The following is a 21439-nucleotide window of genomic DNA, read 5'->3' as shown; positions in this document are numbered from 1 at the left end:
AAAATCGAGTGAATTCGTACAAATGCTTTACCAAGTACAGAAAGACACATAGGATGAGTTCAAGTAGTTTTAGAATTATATTTTTTTTATTAGTCGTATTATCTCCATGTTCTAAAATCTTAGCGCAAGAAACATGGAAAGCAAGTTGGATTACAGAACCTTCACCGACCACTCAAGATACTTCAAATGTGTGGTACAGCTTAAGAAAAGAGTTTTCTCTTGACGCTTTACCTACAGAAGCCTTGGCTAAAATTGCAGTAGACAGTAAATATTGGCTGTGGGTTAATGGAGAAATGGTTGTTTTTGAAGGCGGTTTAAAGCGCGGTCCAAATCCAACAGACACCTACTACGACGAGAAAGATATTGCCAAGTTTCTTAAGAAAGGGAAAAATACAATTTCAGTTTTAGCATGGTATTTTGGTAAGGATGGTTTTTCACATAAAAGCAGTGGACAATTTGGTTTTCTCTTTGAATGTATTACGCCTTCAATGCGGATTTTAAGTGATGAAACTTGGAAAATTAAACGAAATATAGCATATGAAACCTGTCCAGAACCTTATCCTAATTTTCGATTATCAGAATCTAGTATTCGATACGATGCCCGGAACGATATAGGCGATTGGTATCAGAATAATTATAGTACAAAAAAATGGAAAAATGCAAGCATTTTAGGACCTGTGCCAATGGGACCATGGAACAATCTTGTACTTCGTCCTATTCCGTTTTGGAAAGATTTCGGATTAAAGCCATATTCTAATACTCCTGCTTTTCCTTTTACGACAGTGAAAGATACCGTGATTAGTATGGACTTGCCTGCCAATCTACAAATTACGCCATATCTTAAAGTTGAAACTTCTGAAGGACATATTATTGAGATGAAAACAGATCATTTTAAAGGTGGTGGCGATTATAATATGTATGCACAGTATATCACCAAAAAAGGTATGCAGGATTACGAAAGTTATGGTTGGATTAACGGACATAAAGTATTGTATTCTATTCCAAAAGGTGTAAAAGTTTTAGATTTAAAATATCGTGAAACCGGATATAATACCGAATTTTCAGGAAGCTTCAACAGTTCAGTTGAATTTCTAAATAAGATTTGGGAAAAATCATTACGAACGTTATATGTTACCATGCGAGATACGTACATGGATTGTCCAGACAGAGAACGTGCACAATGGTGGGGAGACGAAGTTAATGAAGGAGGTGAGGCTTTTTATGCTCTGGACACCAATAGTCATGCCTTATTAAAGAAAGGAATGTATGAGCTTATTGGCTGGCAACGACAAGACTCTACCTTGTTTTCACCCATTCCTGCAGGAAACTGGGATAAAGAATTGCCTTCACAAATGCTTACGAGTATTGGTTATTATGGATTCTGGAATTACTACTTACATACCGAGGATAAACAAACCATGTCCGATCTTTATGATGGCGTTCAAAAGTATTTAAAAATATGGCAAATTAACGAAGATGGTACGGTAGTGCTTCGTCGTGGTGGATGGATTTGGGGAGATTGGGGTAGAGATAAAGATATGAAGCTTATTTTTAATGGCGTGTATTATTTAGCTTTAAAAGGTGTTCTCAATATGGCTGTTTTGTTAGACAAGCATGACGATGCAGAAGAGCTTAAACAAAAAATGAAGAATTTAAAAGCGGGCTATAATAACAACTTTTGGACAGGAACAGCGTATCGTCATCCGGATTATAAGGGAAAAACAGATGATCGTAGTCAGGCGTTAGCAGTGGTGTCCGGTTTAGCTGATGCAGATAAATACGAAGCGCTTTTTGAAGTCTTTAAAACAGAAGAACATGCTAGTCCATACATGGAAAAATATGTTTTAGAAGCGTTATTTCAAATGGGACAAGCCGATTATGCTATTAAGCGTATGAAAAAACGCTTTGGCCCTATGGTGAATCATCCAGATTACTCAACGCTGTTTGAGGGTTGGGGAATTGGTAAAGACGGTTTTGGAGGTGGAACCACAAATCATGCATGGAGTGGAGGTGCGCTAACTATCTTATCACAATATTTATGTGGTATAGAACCTATTACTCCGGGGTATTCAAAGTTTCAGATTATTCCAAACCCAGGATCTGTGGAACAAGCTTCTGCAACCGTGCAGTCGGTTAAGGGAACTATTAAAAGTGAATTTAAAAATAGTCGTGATAAATTTGAACTTTCTGTTGTTGTGCCAAAAGATACCGAAGCAATCGTTGGGATTCCTAATGACGATTATACACGTATTACTTTAAATGGCAAAACAATATGGGAAGATGGGAAATCTATTCCAAATAAAAACATAATTAAATTTAAGGGGGACGTCAATAATCATATTGAATTTGAAGTTGGGGCAAATCAGTGGCGATTTGAAGCTCTTAAAAAGTGATTTTAATTAAAATTTAATACCCTCTAATCGTAGTTACTTCGTGTAATTATGTCGTAAAATTGAATAAAATAAATGGAAAATAATTCTAAAATGTCGTTAAATAGAATAGTGCTTTTACTTTTTGTGTTTCTAATTGGTCAGCAAACATATTCCCAAAATTTTGAAATTACTTCACCCGATAAAAACATACAGCTTAAGGTCTCTGTTGCCAATGATATATCTTGGTCTGCCTCGCTAAAAGGACATGTAATTATTAAGGAAGCAAAAATAGGAATGGATTTTTCTTCAGGGGAAAATTTTGGTGTTAAACCGCAAGTGAAAAACCATATTATAAAAACGGTTTCTGCAATGATTTATCCAGGTGTTCCACATAAAGATGCCGAAATTAAAGATGAATATACTCAGATAGTATTCACTTTTAAAGGTAAATATCAACTCCATATTCGTGCGTATAACGATGGTGTTGCTTATCAGTTTCTGGATGAAGGTAATCGTGATAGAACTGTAAATTCAGAGCAAATAAAAGTTTCTTTTCCGGAAGGAGCAAAATCTTTCTTTCCACAAGAAACAACTATGTATTCACATAACGAACGTGCGTATTTAAATAAAGAAGTCTCTGGGATATCCTCTAGTGAGTTTTGTAGTTTACCTGTTGTTTTTACAACAGACAATGCGAAGGTATTATTTACGGAAACAGCGCTTCACGACTATCCGGGAATGTTTGTAAGAGGTAATGGAAATGAGACTGTCGACGCTATTTTTCCTAAATACGTTTTAGAGGCTGTCGATGCTAAAAGTCAGGGAGATCGTGATCAGACCATTACCAAAAAAGCCGATTATATTGCTAAGGTGTCTGGAAAAAGAGCGTATCCTTGGAGGGTTTTTATAATAAGTGATGACGATCGTACTTTTGTAGAAAGTAATTTAACGTATCAATTAGCAAGGCCGCAAGCTATTGAAAATACCGAGTGGATTAAGCCTGGTAAAGTGGCTTGGGATTGGTATAATGCCAATAATATTTACGGCGTAGATTTTAAGTCGGGATTAAACACAGCGACCTATAAATATTACATTGATTTTGCCTCGTCTAACAATATAGAGTATGTGATACTTGATGAAGGGTGGACTAAGTCTACTACCGAAATTCTTGATTTTAATCCTGATATAGACGTTCCTGAATTAATTCGTTATGCAAAAGAAAAAAGCGTAGACATTATTCTTTGGGCTTTATGGAAGCCTCTAGATGCTAATCTTGAAGAGATTCTAGAAACCTATAAAAGTTGGGGTGTAAAAGGGGTTAAAATAGATTTTATACAGCGTAACGATCAGTATGTTGTAAATTCTTACGAGCGTATTGCGAAAGAATGTGCAAGACTAGAGCTGTTAGTCGATTTTCATGGTTCGTTTAAACCTTCGGGTTTACGACGGGTTTATCCAAATGTTATTAATTATGAAGGCGTAAAGGGTAGTGAGAATAATAAATGGAGTAAGGATATTACGCCAGAACATAATGTAACAATCCCTTTTATTCGTATGGCGGCAGGTCCGATGGATTACACGCCTGGAGCTATGAGCAATGCTCAGAGACAAAATTTTGCTATTAAAGGAAAGCGTCCAATGAGTATGGGGACACGCGCGCATCAAGTTGCGATGTATGTTGTTTACGAAGCGCCTTTACAAATGCTTTGCGATTCTCCATCGCGATATTATAAAGAACAGGAAACTGTAGATTTTATTACCCAAATCCCTACAACATGGGACGAAACAAGAGTACTTCATGGTGCAATTGGAGATTATATTGCTGTGGCGAGAAGAAAAGGTGATACTTGGTATATCGGGGCTATGACAGATTGGTCGTCAAGACAATTAGAAATGGATCTTTCGTTTCTTAAAGCTGGGGATTTTAAAATGAAAGTCTTTAAAGATGGTGTAAATGCAAACCGATTTGCAGAAGATTATAGTATAGAATCGTTAGCTGTAAATCAGAACTCTAAAATCATGGCAGAAATGTCTAGTGGAGGTGGTTGGTCTGCTATAATCTCAATGAATAAGGATTAATTGAAGCGGTTTCTTATTAAGTAAGAATCTATATTACAAGTTACACGAGATCGTCAAATTTTAAAGTTTAGATTTTATAAATGCTTTAATGCGTTGTCGATCGTTTAATATATCTTTTCTATAATTTTTATTGACTAGAAAAAACCAAGTGCGATGTATTAATAGTTTTGAAAGGTTTAAATATGAGAGCGTCTTATAATGCCAAAATCCGAATGGTTTATATGTATTCTTTAATTGATATATTTTAGCGTTGTATTCTAATCTTAACGATGTTGGAGGCTTCGGGATTTCGTTAAAGTAAAGTTGACCTAAATTGAAATTATTTTCAATATGCCTATTTTTAAATACTTGCTTTTTGTCCTCCGGTTTTAAAAGGGGTAATAAGACTAAAGTGTCGTAAAAATTTTTTAGTCCGATATAATTATAAAACGATCCATAATCATTGATTTGAAAATTCAATACATTATGAAGTAGTAAATGATTTGCAGAAGGAATTGGAATTCCTGAAGTCTCTGCAAACTGTTTGTCTTTTAAAACATGAATTGGGTGTAATATTTCCTGATCTTTATCTAAAAGTTTAAAGTGAATTTCTACAGCTCCTATGTAATCTTTTGAAGCTAATCGTAAGAGATGTTTATCTTCAAAATATTTAGGATTTATAGTCGGTTCTTTAGCGTAAGTATATCCATTACTTATCAATAAATCAAATGCCGGTTGGCACTGTTCTTTTGGAATTAAAATATCTATATCACCAAGCATACGCTCTCCACTATCTGCGTAGTAATTAGAAGCAATCATTGCGGCACCTTTTAGATATACATGTTCAATGTTTTTCTCATTAAGCCATGAGTTTATGAGTTTTACTTCATTGAGTAAAGCCTCATTTCGTTTTCTGTTTAAGTCGAAAATATATGCAAGGTAATTTTGTAGGTCTTGAGGTAAATACTTTAGTAAATCTTTAGATTTTAGTCTGGAGTATAATGTTGGAATTATTAATTGCCTGCTACCTTCACTTATTATATTTTCCCAGTTAAAAACAGAATTTAATATATCTTGTTTTAAAGAAAGATCGTCGGTTTTAAAACCTAAAATACGGGAAATTTGTGTTAATGTGACTTCAAGAGGGCTCATAGCGCTTACTTATTCGTTCTTAAAGATAGTCGAAAAAACATCAATCGCGTCTTGATTATTACTATAGGTAAGTTTGTAAAAGGTAATTGTGCTAATCCAATTAAGGAAGGCTTTTGCATTTTCTGCTTTAGGGGAAATCCATGAATCAGGTATTAAAACTTCAAGAGCTGTTTTTGCATCTATGGTCTCTAAAACCACTTCTGCATCTGCTTTGTGGTTAACTAAAACAATAGATTTGCATGGCACATGATTTTTTGTAGGTGTTGGCGGTGCAATATATTTTATGCCGCCCTTGTAAGCTCTTAAAAAGCTTTGAGGGAGATTATCAAAATCAGGAATAAAGGTTTTAATTGTAGAAAATGCTCCTGGTTTTATAGATATGCCTCCTGGGAAATAATAGGTGTTTAAATCGGCTCTTAAAATAGGAGTAGTATCGTCGGCGATCAATTGGTAGCCATTATGAGATAAGATAGTTGTTAATGTGCTTTTTCCACTTCCAGATGTGCCAATTAGCATTACAGATTCTGAGTCTGTTGCAACGGTAGAGGCATGAAATAGTCCAATCCAATCATGTTCTTCTTTGTTGTATAAAGAAGAAATAAGTTCCATATTAAATTTTCCTTGTAACTGATGAAAATGCTGAGCTTCGCAAGCTTTTATAAACTGATTGTTTTTAAAAAAAATAAGTTGATTGTCTTCTTCATAAATATCAAACCATAAATCTGGTTTAGATGTCGTGGTAGTTTCTAAGTGACAAATTTGAGGATGAATGTAACTAAATAGCTCTTCGGATTGCACATGAACTTGGAAGTTTAATTTTCCAGACGCATAAGACTTAGATATAACTCTTTTATCTAGATTTAAATTATAATTACGTTTTAGTTCCTCTGGCTCGTGTGTATTTCTGTCAATAAGAAATTGGCTAACATCCGTGTATAAATCACAGGCGTCTTCGTGCGATAACTTTAATTCGTTTTTGTAGGCACTTAGGCAAAGAGTTTTAGTATCTAACTCTAGATACGTATTAATACAATAGAACAATCCATTATTAAGTATAGCATACTGGTTCGATGGTTCGAACCAAAGTATATTATAATCAATAATGGATTGTGTGTATTTAGGTTTTAGATTAGTATTCAATAATTTATTAAAAATTATTTTTTACTTGACTCTTATTTATAAACTCTGATGACTGCACTTGCGAATCTGCTGGGGCATTCTCCTGAGGGTCTGCGCTAGTTCCTGGAGGTCTTACAGGTACACTTGTATCTGCAGCACGTAAAGGGGATAAAACAGCGAATGTACCAACAGCTGTAAATGCTGCATATTTTCCCATCTTTTTTAATGCTTCTTTACGAGTAATTTCTGTATTTCTATTTTCCTCTTCCATAAATTGTTTTTTTAATACGCAAAAATTTCGGTTAATATGCAGAAATTTCGGTGTAAAGGTAAATTAAGTTTTTGATATGCAAAAGATTATTTTAAAATAACTCGCTTTGCAATATTCTTACCAGCAGGGGTTTTAACTTTTACTATATAAATACCGCTACCGTAATTAGAAGAATTTATTTGATGTTCGTTAACAGTGTTGCTTATCGTTGTGCTGTTAATTAGTCTTCCTTGCATATCGAACACTGAAAGTTTTGTGTTCTTTTCAAGTAATCCTTTTATATTTATAGAATTGCTACCCGAAATAAATTGTAAGGTTTCTAAAATGCTACTATCGTCTATAGATAATCGTGCTTCGTTAGTCACGTGTACAACAAAACGTCCCAATCCTGTTAATTGTTCTTCTGTAGTGAATGTATAGGCTTTATCTTTTAAAGCTGTCCAAGTGTTCGTTTTTGTATCTTCTAGGTAAACTATGGCGTTACTGTCTAAGATGTTTTCTTTAATGTCAATTGTAATCTGTTGCCCTTTTGGAGCTTGAATACCTAGAGGAATTGCTGTACCCGCGTTTTCTAATGCTGTGGTAGGAATTGCTTGTATTCCTAGTTTGTAATTAGAATCTGTTTCTGATTCTGCCAATTGCGTGTACATTGTAAAGCCAGAAGCATTAGAACCAAAAATTGTGGTATCGAATCTTTCGTCTAAACCTAAAGAGGCTTCATCTGTAAAATATATGTGGGTATAGTGTTTTTCCTCAGTACCTGTAGATAAATTTAGAGAAATGTAAGGTACAGCTTCTTCTTCCTCTTCTTCAATGTCTCCTCTTCCAGTGATAAAATCATCTCCACCGGTATCACCAGCTACGGATCTCATTCCTTGATTAAAATATATAGTTGTGTCTTCTAAAACAGCAAAATAAAATCCTTGTCCAGGAGGAATTTTAAAATCACTTAACTCGTTGTATACAGTCCAATAGGTTCCATTGTCTGCATAAGCCCCACTTTTCCCTGGTTGTAATTTATCAAAATTATTACGCACTATAGTCCGTACTCTAATGTAACAGGCGAAAGGGTTTCCTATTAAATTCCATTGTGATGCATATGTAGTGGGCGTGTGTGTTACAGGTAAATTAAAATCCTCTGTGATGTTGGTTCCTGTAAAAGATAAAATATTGTTTGTGCTACTTGTGGCAGCAAAGTATCCTACACCCGATGTGAAAACTTTACCAGAATTAATAGCGGTATCCCACTCTACATATGTTCCTGTTGATTTATCCCACTCGCCAATTCGTTTAACAGTAGTGCCGTAAGGACTATATATGTTAGGATTTGATGATGCTAAATCTCCAAAAGTTTCGCCTTGCACAGGCGAAGAGATAAATTGGCTAACTGGTCCAGGTTTTACATATAAATCATAAGTAAGCTGGCCTGTAGATGTACCTTCAACGTATATCGCGCCATATTGGGTTGAATTAGATGTAATGGTTAGATTACCGTTTATAACTAAATTTCCTATAGTTGTATCGAAAACTCCTTCTGATATTTCCTCATGTTCTAAGTATACCCAAGTCCCTGGTAATATAGTTGCACTACCATCTTCTAAGATGGTTAAATCGTAACATCTTGTTTTTTCAGGAAAAACGACATGTCCTTTTTCAATAATAATATTTCTATTTCTACTGGTTCCCGCGGTGTTGCCGGGAACTCTTCCGTCCTTCCAACCGTCGTAACCACCCGAAGAAACTGGGTCTTCATTATAAATAAGGTCTTGACTATACCCTAATGTAGAAAAGGTTAGACTAAGTAATATTAAATAGTAAATTTTTTTCATAGTATCTATTTTAAGTAAGTAGGTTCCAGCCTATTGAAGCCTAGATTTTACTACAAATATAGATACTGTGTGTAACTATGATTGAAATTTTATTTTTATTAGCTGAAATGGTAATTAATATCGATAAAATGTAAATTTTAACTTTATTAAACACTTATTTGTAAGTTTTAGACTACAATCATGTTTTGTTTTTAATAAGTCTGATTTCAGTGTTATTTTTTGCGAATATCGTAATATAAGGTGTGATTTGTTAGTGTTTTATGTTAATATTGCTTTATTGCAGATTAACATGTAGAAAGCACTTCAGAAATTGCGGTATAATTTATTTATAAGTACGGAATAAGAATTCATAAAGAGTCTTTTAATACTTGTAGGTGTTGAGGTTTAGTTGAGAATTATTTGTTTTTTAATAAGCTTTGGAGTGATTTAAGTAATAATCCCAGGGAATATTGAGGCTTTGTTAATTCTTTGTTATTTAACTGTTTTAATAAAAAAAGTTTTTGTAATTAATTTTGCTATTTCGTAAAAAGGAGTAATTTTGTTACTCGTTTTAAAAACTATATGTTAGAATCCCTAATTACCTCAAAAACAAGAATCCGTATTTTAGTTAAGCTATTTCTTAGTGCTAATAATAGTGGGTATTTAAGAGGTTTAGCCTTGGAGTTTAACGAGTCTACAAATTCAATTCGAAAAGAACTTAATCAATTGTCTTCAGCCGGTTATCTTGGCAAAGAGAAAGAGCAAAATAAAATTACCTACAGAGCGAATACAAAACATCCTTTATTTAATCCATTGCAAAATATGGTTAGAAAATATGTGGGTTTAGACGCTATTGTTGAAACAGTACTTGCGCGTATGGGGCATGTGTCTCGTGTTATTGTTATAGGTGATTATGCCGAAGGAATGGATACAGGTCTTATAGATGTTGTTGTAGAGGGGGAGAATTTGAATACAATATATATTAATCAAATGGCAGGGAAGATAGAATCAGAGATAAAGAGAAAGGTTAATTTTTCTTTTACCGATTCTTATCAGCAAAAAAATGGGCTTGTTATATATGATGAATTGATTGAGAAGTAATGAAGTCAAGGTGGTACGTTATATATACAAAGTCTAGAAATGAGAAAAAGGTTGAAGAGAAACTAAATCGTTTAGGGATAGAGGCTTATTGTCCTGTGAAAACTGAGATTCGAGTTTGGAGCGATAGAAAGAAGAAAGTATTTGTACCTTTGTTGCCGTCCATGGTTTTAGTGAGGCTTTTGGATTCTGAACGCAATAGCGTGTTTGAAGTGCCTGGAGTAGTGCGGTATATGTTTTGGAATGGAGAGCCTGTAGTGGTTAGAGAGGATGAAGTTGCCGTGTTAAAGGAGGTAGAGCAAAGCAAGGATATGACGTTGGAGAGTGTAGAGGTTTTAAAGCCTGGAGCGCATGTTGAAATGTCTGAATTTGGATTCGATGCTCAATATGGAGAGGTTAGACATGTGTCTGGTAGTCAATGTTGGGTGGTGTTGAAAAAATTAGGTTTTGTAGTGAAACTACAATTACAGTAGAAGTGAATTATTACAATAAATAATTATATTGGAGCACCCATAAATGGGACGCACCACGGCGAAGCCGTAAGTAGTACGGAATAAATTTTAAAAATAACATAACATATTTTGTTAATATTATCAGTCTTATGAAACAAAAAGTAGCTTTAATTACAGGTGTAACTGGCCAAGATGGTGCTTATTTAAGTGAGTTTTTATTAAAAAAAGGATATGAAGTTCATGGTTTAAAACGTAGATCTTCACTTTTTAATACAGATCGTATCGATCATTTGTATCAAGATCCTCATATCGATGGTCGTAATTTCTTTTTGCATTACGGTGATATGACTGATAGTACAAATCTTATCCGCTTAATAAAAGAAATTCAACCTGATGAAATTTATAATTTAGCAGCAATGAGTCACGTACATGTGTCTTTCGAAATTCCAGAATATACAGGGAATGCAGATGGATTAGGGACATTACGTATTTTAGACGCTGTTCGTTTATTAGGATTAGAAAAGAAAACAAGAATTTATCAGGCTTCTACTTCAGAATTGTATGGTAAAGTACAGGAGGTTCCTCAATCAGAAACTACTCCATTTTATCCGCGTAGCCCATATGCTGTTGCCAAAATGTATGCATATTGGATTACTGTAAACTATCGTGAAGCTTACGGCATGTATGCTTGTAATGGTATCTTATTTAATCATGAATCTCCAATTCGAGGAGAAACATTTGTAACGCGTAAAATTACAAGAGCGGTTTCAAGAATTGCTTTAGGACTTCAAGATAAATTTTTCTTAGGAAATTTAGATGCACAACGTGACTGGGGACATGCTAAAGATTATGTTCGTATGATGTGGATGATCCTTCAGGCAGAAGAAGCTGAAGATTGGGTAATCGCAACGGGAAAAACAACTCCGGTTAGAGATTTTGTAAAGATGGCTTTCTCTGAATTAGGAATTACTTTAGAATTTAAAGGTGAAGGTGTTGAGGAAAAAGCATATATCGCATCTTGCGACAATGCAGATTTTCAACTAGAAATAGGAAAAGAAGTTTTAGCAGTAGATCCTAAATATTTTAGACCAACAGAAGTTGAATTACTTATAGGAGATGCTTCTAAAGCAAACAACAAATTAGGTTGGATTCCTGAATTTGATTTAAATGATCTTGTTAAAGATATGATGCAGAGTGATTTAAAGCTGATGCAAAAAGATCAATTTCTTAAGGAAGGTGGTTATGATACTTTAAACTATTTTGAATAATTTAAAATAGATCAATCTAGAGTATCATGAATAAAAATTCAAAAATTTATATAGCTGGTCATCGTGGTATGGTAGGTTCTGCCGTTTGGCGTTCCTTAGAAGCGGATGGGTATACCAATCTTATTGGACGAACAAGTTCTGAATTAGATTTGCGAAACCAAGATGCTGTAAATCAGTTCATCATTTCAGAACAACCAGATGTGGTCATTGATGCAGCAGCACGAGTAGGTGGGATTCTTGCTAATAGTGAGTATCCATATCAGTTTTTAATGGAAAATCTACAGATTCAAAATAATCTAATAGATGCGTCTCATAAACAAGGTGTAGAGAAATTTATCTTTTTAGGAAGTTCTTGTATTTACCCTAAATTAGCGCCTCAACCTTTAAAAGAAGAACACTTACTTACCGATACCTTAGAGCCAACAAATGAATGGTATGCCATAGCTAAGATTACAGGTGTTAAAGCTTGTGAGGCTATTAGAAAGCAGTACGGTAAAGATTATGTAAGCTTAATGCCTACTAATTTATATGGTTCGTTCGATAATTTCGATTTAAAAACATCACACGTTTTACCAGCAATGTTACGAAAGTTTCATGAGGCTAAAGAAAACGGGAATGCTCCAGTTACTTTATGGGGTAGCGGGACTCCAATGCGTGAATTTTTATATGTAGACGATATGGCGGAAGCTGTAGTATTTGCTGTGAATAATACGTTACCTGAACATTTGTATAATGTGGGTACAGGAACAGATGTGACGATAAAAGAATTGGCAGAAACGATTCAGAAAGTTATTGGTCATGAAGGGGATATTATTTGGGATTCTGAAAAACCAGATGGTACACCAAGAAAATTAATGGATGTTTCAAAATTGAAACTTGCAGGTTGGAATTACAAAACAGAATTATTACAAGGAATTGAAAAAACATATGCTTGGTTTCTAGATCATCAAGCTTCATTGAAACAAGTTAAATTGTCTAAATAAAATCAGAATGAAAATTAAGAACATTTGCTGTATAGGCGCGGGTTATGTTGGAGGCCCTACAATGGCGGTAATCGCACAAAAGAATCCAGGAATTAAAGTTACTGTAGTAGATTTAAATGTAGAGCGTATTGCTGCATGGAATGATACTAATTTAGATAATTTACCAATTTATGAGCCTGGTTTAGATAAAGTTGTGGGTGAAGCTCGTGGAAGAAACTTATTTTTTTCTACAGAAGTAGATAAAGCTATTGATGAAGCCGAAATGGTATTTATTTCTGTAAACACACCAACAAAAACTTACGGTGTCGGAAAAGGAATGGCAGCCGACTTAAAATATATCGAATTATGTGCACGTCAAATTGCGCGTGTATCTACAAGTAATAAAATTATTGTTGAAAAATCTACGTTACCAGTACGTACAGCACAAGCTATTAAGAGTATTTTAGACAATACAGGTAATGGTGCTAAATTTCAAATTTTATCAAATCCTGAGTTTTTAGCTGAAGGAACTGCTGTTGAAGATTTAATGGCTCCAGATCGTGTACTTATTGGTGGTGAACAAACCCCAGAAGGATTAGAAGCGATAGATGCTCTTGTAAACGTTTATGGGACATGGGTAGCTAAAGAAAACATTATTACGACTAACTTATGGTCGTCAGAATTATCTAAATTAACTGCGAATGCATTTTTAGCGCAGCGAGTATCTTCTATAAATTCGTTGTCAGAACTATGTGAAGTTACGGGAGCAGATGTGAATGAGGTAGGAAGAGCAATAGGGAAAGATAGTCGTATAGGACCTAAGTTTTTAAAAGCCTCTGTTGGATTTGGAGGTTCTTGTTTTCAAAAGGATATTTTGAACTTAGTTTATATCTCAAAATCTTATGGTTTAGATGCTGTTGCCGATTACTGGGAACAAGTTATCATTATGAACGATCACCAAAAGCATCGTTTCGCTAAAAACATCGTTAAGACTTTATATAACACTGTTTCAGGTAAAAAAATCGCATTTTTAGGTTGGGCGTTCAAAAAAGATACTAACGATACAAGAGAATCTGCTGCCATTTATGTTGCAGATATATTATTAGATGAGCAAGCAAGTATTGTGGCCTACGATCCTAAAGTAACGGCTCAACAAATGTATGGCGATCTAGATTACTTACAAACTAGAGATACTGCTTCAAATAAAAAAGGACTTACAGTTGTAAACGATCCTTATGAAGCTTTAGAAGATGCTCACGCTATTGCTGTGTTAACAGAATGGGATGAGTTTAAAACATACGACTGGCAAAAAATTTATGATAATATGCAAAAACCTGCATTTGTATTTGATGGCCGTAGCGTATTAGATAAAGTTGCCTTAGAGAAAATAGGCTTCCAAGTTTATGTAATCGGACAATAATATGGAAACTAAAACTATTCTTGTTACTGGAGCAGCTGGATTTATAGGCTTTTATGTGTCTAAACAACTTTTAGAACTTGGGCATAACGTAATTGGTATTGATAATATAAATGATTATTACGATATTGACTTAAAGTATGCACGATTAGCAGAACTAGGAATTCAAAGAGAGCAAGCAGAGAAAGAATTGAACATGAGCTCTAGTGTTAACGTTGGAGATCGTATGCAATTCATTAAAATGAATTTAGAAGACAGAGAAGCTCTTCCAAATTTGTTTAAAACTCATGCAATAGACTTAGTGTGTAATTTAGCCGCTCAAGCAGGTGTGCGTTATTCATTAGAAAATCCAAATGCTTATGCCGATAGTAATTTGATTGGTTTTTTAAATGTATTAGAATGTTGTCGTCATAGCGGGATATCTAAATTGGTTTATGCGAGTAGTTCTAGTGTTTATGGTAATAGCGATGCGGTTCCTTTTCAAGAAACTGCTAATGTAGATCATCCAATTAGTTTGTATGCTGCAACAAAGAAGGCTAACGAACTTATGGCCCATACGTATAGTCATTTATACGGTTTTGAAACCATAGGCTTACGTTTCTTTACGGTTTACGGACCATGGGGTAGACCAGATATGGCCATGTGCTTATTTACAGATGCTATTATTAACGATAAACCCATCAAGGTGTTTAATAACGGAGATTTATCTCGAGACTTTACATATATAGAAGATATTGTTTCAGGTGTTATTGCTACACTTTTAGAACCTTCGGACTCCAGTCAATTATACAAACTGTACAATATTGGTAATAGCCAACCTGTAAAATTGCTAGACTATATAGAAGCTATAGAAAAAGCACTAGACAAACCAGCAATTAAAGATATGTTACCTATGCAAGCAGGAGATGTAAAACAAACGTATGCCGATGTGACTAAGATTAAAACACAATATCAATATCAACCCAAAACCGATGTTATACAAGGGGTATCGAACTTTATAACATGGTATAAAAATTATTATAACTAACATTATGCAAGACTCATTACAAGAAGATGATTGGACTATAGAAATATATCCTAAATCTAAATTATTCGATCTTAATTTAAAAGAAGTGTGGAAATATAAGGATTTATTATCCTTATTTGTACGTCGCGATTTTGTTGCCGTATATAAACAAACCATATTTGGGCCACTTTGGTTCTTTATACAACCTATTTTAACCACTATTATGTTTATGGTAGTGTTTGGAGGTATAGCAAAAATGAGTACCGATGGTATGCCGCAAGCTGTATTTTACTTATCAGGAATTGTAATGTGGAATTATTTTGCCACTGTATTAGGTAGTGCTTCCAATACTTTTAATTCTAATAAAGGTGTTTTCGGAAAAGTGTATTTTCCGCGTTTAATATCTCCAATTAGTGTTGTTTTTTCTAAGATGTTAACTTTTGCTGTTCAATTTACTTTATTTATTGGGGTATATTTATATTACCTACTTCTTACTGATGCAAATATTCAACCCAATATTTTAATTCTATTGACTCCTGTTTTAATATTAATAACAGCAGGTTTAGCCCTAGGTTTAGGTTTAACAATAACCTCTTTAACCACAAAATATCGCGATTTTACTTTTTTACTGGGTTTTATAATACAATTAGGGATGTATGCTACCCCAATAATTTACCCTGCAAATACCATTACCGATGAAAAAATAAAAATGGCTATTATGGCTAACCCTATGAGTGGTATTATAGAAACATTTAGATATGCTTTTTTAGGTGTAGGTAATTTTTCTTGGGGAGCTTTAGCCTATAGTGTTATTGTTATGGTTGTTTTAATGGTAGTAGGAACGCTTACATTTAATAAAGTTGAAAAAAGCTTTATGGATACTGTTTAATTATTTAAAACAAGAATAAAATGAAACCCGCAATAAAAGTAGAAAATTTAAGTAAACAGTACCGTTTAGGTACAGTAGGTACAGGTAGCTTTGCTCACGATATGAACCGTTGGTGGCATACCGCTAGAGGGAAAGAGGACCCGTACTTAAAAATAGGAGAAGCAAACGACAGATCAAAAAAAGGAGATTCTGACTATGTTTGGGCTTTACAAGATATAAATTTTGATGTTCAACAAGGAGACGTGCTAGGTATTATAGGTAAAAATGGTGCGGGTAAATCTACGTTACTAAAATTATTGAGTCGTGTAACAGCGCCAACCACAGGGAGTATAAAAGCGAGAGGACGTATCGCATCATTATTAGAGGTAGGAACAGGATTCCATCCGGAATTAACAGGTCGTGAGAATGTGTTTTTGAATGGAGCCATTATGGGAATGACCAAACAAGAAATTAGCTTAAAATTTGATGAGATTGTAGATTTTGCAGGATGTGAACGTTATATAGATACACCTGTTAAACGATATTCTTCAGGGATGTATGTAAGACTTGCTTTCGCGGTTGCGGCACATCTAGAACCAGAAATCTTAATTGTAGATGAGGTTTTGGCAGTAGGTGATGCCGAATTTCAAAAAAAAGCCATTGGTAAAATGAAAAGTGTTTCTACAGAAGGAGGTAGAACAGTGTTGTTTGTAAGTCATAATATGGCCTCTGTTAAAAATCTTTGTACCAGCGGAATATTATTACAAAATGGAACAGTTACTAAAACAGGAAATATAGATTCTGTTATAGACACCTATAGTAAAGTGAATGTATCTAAATTTGATGCTGAATATGTTTGTAAAAATTTAAAATTAGAATCTCAACCTATACAAGTTACAAGCGCTCATATTACTTCTATAGGCCTAAAGAATAATAATATTTTTGCAGGAGACCCTTTTAAAATTCATGTAAAATTTAAATCTAGAGGGATAGTAAAAAATTGTAGGCTGTTTATAGGTATATATAACCAAAATGATCAGAAATTATTACATCTCGGTAATATATATGGTGGTATTGATACATTTACATCTAACAAAGAAGGAGAAATAATTTGTAGTATACCACGGTGTAATTTAAAAGAGGGAACATATATTATCAATTTATCATTTCATGTTGATGGAACCTCTGTAGATAGAGTTAAGGATGCATTAACTCTAAATGTCGAGAATAGTGATTTTTATGGAGTAGGGAAGTTACCTGACAATAAAGAAAACTTATTTTTTATAGATCAAAATTGGCAAATTTTATGAAACAAAAAATAGATCAGTTAATTTTAAAAATTACTCTGTCCTTAATTTATAGGTTACGAACTCGATTTGATAATAAAAAAAAACATTATATTTCTTGGGCAATTTCGTCACCAATTAAAAGTACAATATATTATTCATTATTTGATAATAGCTTTGATAATGAACATTACAGAATCTTAAATGGTAAATTCAATTTTTCATCAAATAAGTTATCTTCAGGAGTTTATGCTAGAACTAGAAGGAATATTCATAGAATTGAAAAAGGAATATCTGCAAGTCTCCTAGTTAAAAGAGAAATGTTTGCTAAAGATTATATAGAAGAGACTGTATTTGGTGTTGAAGAACTTTTAAATACAAAATATGTAAATACACCATTTCATAAATGGAGTGTGGACGTTTTAAATAACTATTTTCAACTGGTGAAGCTTGATGAGGATTTGCAGTATCTAAGTGAAAAATGGAAAATAATGTTTAATAAGTTCAATATTAAGGATTTGGAAAATGTTAATTTACATATACCGTATAACTATTCGAAATTACCAATATCAAATATCGGGTTCTCTGAATTAGATTCTTTATTTAAAAGACGCCATTCAGTTCGTTGGTATAATGATAAAAAAGTAAATGTTAAATTAATAAAACAAGCAGTAGAATCTTCACTATCTTCTCCAAGTGCATGCAATAGACAACCTTTCGAGGTGCTTTACATTACTGGACAAAGATTAAATAATATGAAAGCCTTAAAGCTAGGCTTTGAAATGTTTTCTGATAATATTAAATCTTTTATTTTTATTGTTGGAGACTTAAGTTCTTATACCGAAGAACAGGACAAACACTTAATATACATAGATGGAGGTTTATTTGCAATGTCACTCATGCTCTCTTTAGAGTCATTAGGTATCTCATCTTGTCCAATAAATTATCCTGATACAGTAGGCTTGGATGATAAAGTTCAGAAAATTTTAGATTTAGAAAATTACCAGAAAGGTGTGATGTTGCTATCGGTTGGCTATGCAAATGAAGATAGTCCAATTCCGTTTTCAGCAAAAAAAGAATTAAATGAAATTTTTAGAGAAATAAATTAATAATTTGGAAGACAAATTATTGTAATGGTATTGAATTTTTTTTATAATAAAAATAATATAGATGTATATACAAGTAGATAACGCAGGTTTTATTAATAAAGGAGCTCAACTGATGTTAAGAGCTACAATAGATAAGCTGTATAAAGAAGATAAAAAAAAATATAAAGTTGTTGCAGGGAGAAATTGCTTATTTACAGATCAATCTCAAATACGTAAAGCAGGTCTTTATCAAATACCGAATTTTAAAAGATTTAAAATTACAATTGATGACTTTATATCTGAATATTTTTTACAAAAATATGGATTAGTCAAAGAAACTGACATCAAAGTTATTTTAGATGCCGGAGGATTTCAATTCGGAGATCAATGGATAAGCTTCTATTCTGAAAAATATTTAACTGAAATAAAAGAATATTATTCAAAAAAGAAAAAAAATGGAGTTAAAATTATTTTCCTACCACAAGCATTTGGACCATTTAATGATGAGTTGTCTAAAGAAGTAATGAAGACTGTTTTTGAATATGGAGATGTTTTTTATGCAAGAGATAAAACATCATATAAATACATTACAGAATTATTTCCAAATAGTGATAAAATTAAATTAGCTCCAGATTTTACATGTTTATTTGAAGCAGATATTCCTTCAAAATTATTTAAGAAAGTTAAGGGTGGAATTTGTATTATACCAAATTCTAAAATGCTAACGCATACAGATGATAAAGTAGGTGATAAATATTTATCATATTTGTCAGACCTAATTGTTCATTTCAAGAATATAAATGAAAAAATAATATTATTAAATCATGAAGGAAATGACGATTGGGAACTTATCAAACAATTAGAAAAGAATTTAGATGGGTATAATAATTACTTAGTTTTAAATAATCTTGATGCAATAGAAGTAAAAGGAGTAATTGGAAATTCTAAATTATTAATCTCATCCAGATTTCATGGAGTTGTTAGTGGGTTGAACCAAAGTATTCCAACATTTTGTACAAGTTGGAGTCATAAATATGAAGAATTGATGAAGGACTATGGTTTTGAAAATAATATTCTTGCTATGGATGATTTCATTTTTGAAATAAAAAAAATTACAAATTTTTTGGATGCAGATTTAAATTCTTCATCTTCCAATGTTGAAAATATTAAAGAGCAAACGGAGGATATGTGGAAAGAAGTTATTAGTTTTTTTAACTAATAATCTTCAATTTTAATCTTAAATTTCTTTTAAATGTCTTACAGAAGTATCGTAATTGTAATAGCAACTTATAATAGACCAGAATCATTAAATCGGCTCTTAAAAAGTATTGAAAATGCTAATTACCCAAAGTCGTATAAAATTGATCTAATTGTTAGCTGTGATTACTCGGGTGTTTTTGATTGCGAGAATGTTGCAAATGATTTTAGTTGGAAATTTGGTGAAAAGAAAGTTATAGCTCATAAAAATAATTTAGGATTAAGGAAGCATATATTATATTGTGGAGATTTGGTTAAAGATTACGATGGAATAATAATGTTAGAAGATGATTTATGGGTTGCTCCTAATTTTTTTAAATTTATTATAGAAGCTGATCAGTTTTATAAGGGGGATGAACGTATAGGCCAGATATCTTTATATACAAATCAAATTGATGAATATAGCAATTCAAGGTTTGTTCCATTAGATCAAGCTGCGGATGTGTTTTTTATGCAAGTACCAAGTTCATGGGGGCAATATTGGACCAAAGAACAATGGCTAGCATTTAAAGACTGCTATGAGAGAGGAGATTTAAAAATTGACAAAAATAGCTTGCTTCCGGAAGATGTATTACACATTTGGCCTGAATCTTCCTGGAAAAAATACTTTTATAATTATTTAGTAAAAAAGGATTTATTTGTGGTTTATCCTAATAAGGCTCTTAGTACAAACTTTGGAGAGGCGGGTACACATTATTTTCAGAAGCACTTGCATAATCAAGCTGTCCTAGATAATTCTAATGGCAAATACAAATTTGTAACTTTAGAAGCTTCAAACTCTGTTTACGACTATAATTTAGAGTATCATAAAGATAATAGTAATTATGTATTAAGTCAGTCTTTACAAGGATATGATGTAGAATTTGATTTAAATGGAACTAAAAACTTAAACAAAATTAATTCGGAATATTTAATTTCATCTAAAACGTGTTTAAAACCAATTAAACAATTTGGATATGATTTAATTCCTAAAGAATTAAATATAACATACAACTTAGAAGGCGATTTTTATACGTTAGCCAAAACATCTGATTTCAGTTCAGAAATACCTAAGGATAAAATTATGAAAAGAAATATACAATTTGTTCCACAAGCAATTACTACAGAAATAGGATCTTTATTAAAGTCGCGATATGAAAATTCAAATTCGTTTAAGTTAGGAAATAAAATTATATCATTTTTTCGGTTTTTTTCTTTTAAAAAATAACATTTGATTTATGAAAAAAAGTATTTTTTTTCAATAATTATACCAACCTATAATTGTGTCGTTTTAGTAGGACATGCACTTTATTCTGTTTTCTACCCCAATAATATATCCTGCTAATACTATTACGGACGAAAAAATAAAGCTGGCTATTATGGCAAATCCCATGAATGTTATTATAGAAACATTTAGATATGCTTTTTTGGGTGTTGGTAATTTTTCATGGAAAGCTTTAGGATATAGTGTTATTGATATTTTATTAGCTGTATGAACGCTTACATTTAGTAAAGTTGAAAAAAGCTTTATGGATACTGTTTAATTATTTTAAACAAGACTAAAATGAAACCCGCAATAAAAGTAGAAAATTTAAATAAACAGTACCGTTTAGGTACAGTTGGTACAGGTAGCTTTGCTCACGATATGAACCGTTGGTGGCATACCGCTAGAGGGAAAGAAGATCCGTACTTGAAAATAGGAGATTCTAATGACCGTACAAGTAAGGGATCGTCTGACTATGTTTGGGCATTACAAGATATTAATTTTGAAGTAGAACAGGGAGAGGTTTTAGGTATTATAGGTAAAAATGGTGCTGGTAAATCTACGTTACTAAAATTATTGAGTCGTGTAACAGCGCCAACCACAGGAAGCATAAAAGCGAGAGGACGTATCGCATCATTATTAGAGGTAGGAACAGGATTCCATCCGGAATTAACAGGTCGTGAGAATGTGTTTTTGAATGGAGCCATTATGGGA

18 protein-coding genes are annotated in these 21439 nt (G+C 33.0%); 14 read left to right on the top strand and 4 right to left on the bottom strand.

From position 1 onward, the window contains the following. Positions 1-53: 53 nt before the first annotated feature. Positions 54-2393, top strand: coding sequence for an alpha-L-rhamnosidase-related protein (locus ACFFVB_RS00090; RefSeq protein WP_382379909.1), 2340 nt, complete (start codon positions 54-56; stop codon positions 2391-2393). Between the two features lie 72 nt (positions 2394-2465). Then, complete coding sequence (locus ACFFVB_RS00085) at positions 2466-4451, top strand: glycoside hydrolase family 97 protein (protein ID WP_382379907.1); 1986 nt, start codon at positions 2466-2468, stop codon at positions 4449-4451. A gap of 60 nt (positions 4452-4511) precedes the next feature. Here the strand turns inward: ACFFVB_RS00085 and ACFFVB_RS00080 are convergent, their stop codons facing one another. The 4 genes from ACFFVB_RS00080 to ACFFVB_RS00065 form a co-directional block, all read right to left on the bottom strand. Continuing rightward, positions 4512-5582, bottom strand: coding sequence for a nucleotidyltransferase family protein (locus tag ACFFVB_RS00080; RefSeq protein ID WP_382379905.1), 1071 nt, complete (start codon positions 5580-5582; stop codon positions 4512-4514). Positions 5583-5591: 9 nt separating this feature from the next. Continuing rightward, positions 5592-6722 (bottom strand): phosphoenolpyruvate carboxykinase (ATP), encoded by a 1131-nt coding sequence (locus ACFFVB_RS00075; RefSeq protein ID WP_382379903.1) that lies wholly within the window; start codon positions 6720-6722, stop codon positions 5592-5594. Between the two features lie 7 nt (positions 6723-6729). Continuing rightward, positions 6730-6972 carry a hypothetical protein gene (locus tag ACFFVB_RS00070; protein ID WP_382379901.1) on the bottom strand — a complete coding sequence of 81 codons (243 nt, stop codon included), beginning with the start codon at positions 6970-6972 and terminating at the stop codon, positions 6730-6732. A gap of 86 nt (positions 6973-7058) precedes the next feature. Next, entirely contained in the window at positions 7059-8801 is a 1743-nt protein-coding gene (locus ACFFVB_RS00065) for a DUF8693 domain-containing protein (RefSeq protein WP_382379899.1), read from the bottom strand. A gap of 561 nt (positions 8802-9362) precedes the next feature. On the opposite strand from ACFFVB_RS00065, the gene ACFFVB_RS00060 reads away from it, so the two are divergent. The 12 genes from ACFFVB_RS00060 to ACFFVB_RS00005 form a co-directional block, all read left to right on the top strand. Continuing rightward, positions 9363-9881, top strand: a complete 519-nt coding sequence (locus tag ACFFVB_RS00060) for an ArsR family transcriptional regulator (RefSeq protein WP_382379897.1) — start codon at positions 9363-9365, stop codon at positions 9879-9881. Continuing rightward, positions 9881-10351, top strand: a complete 471-nt coding sequence (locus tag ACFFVB_RS00055) for a UpxY family transcription antiterminator (protein WP_382379895.1) — start codon at positions 9881-9883, stop codon at positions 10349-10351. The genes ACFFVB_RS00060 and ACFFVB_RS00055 overlap by 1 nt, the downstream gene beginning before the upstream one ends. A gap of 128 nt (positions 10352-10479) precedes the next feature. Next, positions 10480-11598: a GDP-mannose 4,6-dehydratase gene (gmd, locus tag ACFFVB_RS00050; protein ID WP_382379893.1), complete on the top strand. Its 1119-nt coding sequence runs from the start codon at positions 10480-10482 to the stop codon at positions 11596-11598. A gap of 26 nt (positions 11599-11624) precedes the next feature. Next, positions 11625-12581, top strand: coding sequence for a GDP-L-fucose synthase family protein (locus ACFFVB_RS00045; protein ID WP_382379891.1), 957 nt, complete (start codon positions 11625-11627; stop codon positions 12579-12581). Between the two features lie 7 nt (positions 12582-12588). Beyond that, on the top strand, positions 12589-13980 hold the full coding sequence (locus ACFFVB_RS00040) for a UDP-glucose 6-dehydrogenase (protein WP_382379889.1): 1392 nt from the start codon (positions 12589-12591) through the stop codon (positions 13978-13980). A 1-nt stretch (position 13981) separates the two neighbouring features. Next, a complete protein-coding gene (locus ACFFVB_RS00035) occupies positions 13982-15004 on the top strand; it encodes an NAD-dependent epimerase/dehydratase family protein (protein ID WP_382379887.1) in 1023 nt (340 codons plus the stop codon). Positions 15005-15008: 4 nt separating this feature from the next. Then, on the top strand, positions 15009-15872 hold the full coding sequence (locus tag ACFFVB_RS00030; RefSeq protein WP_382379885.1) for an ABC transporter permease: 864 nt from the start codon (positions 15009-15011) through the stop codon (positions 15870-15872). A gap of 20 nt (positions 15873-15892) precedes the next feature. Then, positions 15893-17161, top strand: a complete 1269-nt coding sequence (locus ACFFVB_RS00025) for an ABC transporter ATP-binding protein (protein ID WP_382379883.1) — start codon at positions 15893-15895, stop codon at positions 17159-17161. Beyond that, positions 17158-18246, top strand: coding sequence for a nitroreductase family protein (locus ACFFVB_RS00020; protein ID WP_382379881.1), 1089 nt, complete (start codon positions 17158-17160; stop codon positions 18244-18246). Before ACFFVB_RS00025 ends, ACFFVB_RS00020 begins: the two co-directional genes overlap by 4 nt. 61 nt (positions 18247-18307) lie before the next feature. Further along, positions 18308-19444: a polysaccharide pyruvyl transferase family protein gene (locus tag ACFFVB_RS00015; RefSeq protein ID WP_382379879.1), complete on the top strand. Its 1137-nt coding sequence runs from the start codon at positions 18308-18310 to the stop codon at positions 19442-19444. A 33-nt stretch (positions 19445-19477) separates the two neighbouring features. Then, on the top strand, positions 19478-20689 hold the full coding sequence (locus ACFFVB_RS00010) for a glycosyltransferase (protein ID WP_382379877.1): 1212 nt from the start codon (positions 19478-19480) through the stop codon (positions 20687-20689). A gap of 336 nt (positions 20690-21025) precedes the next feature. Next, positions 21026-21439: ABC transporter ATP-binding protein (locus tag ACFFVB_RS00005; RefSeq protein WP_382379875.1), on the top strand; the 414-nt coding region annotated here is incomplete at its 3' end.

This window comes from Formosa undariae (genome assembly GCF_042427615.1).
Lineage (GTDB): Bacteria > Bacteroidota > Bacteroidia > Flavobacteriales > Flavobacteriaceae > Formosa > Formosa undariae.
Note: the sequence above shows the minus strand (reverse complement) of the source record. Positions and strands in the feature narration are given on the sequence as shown.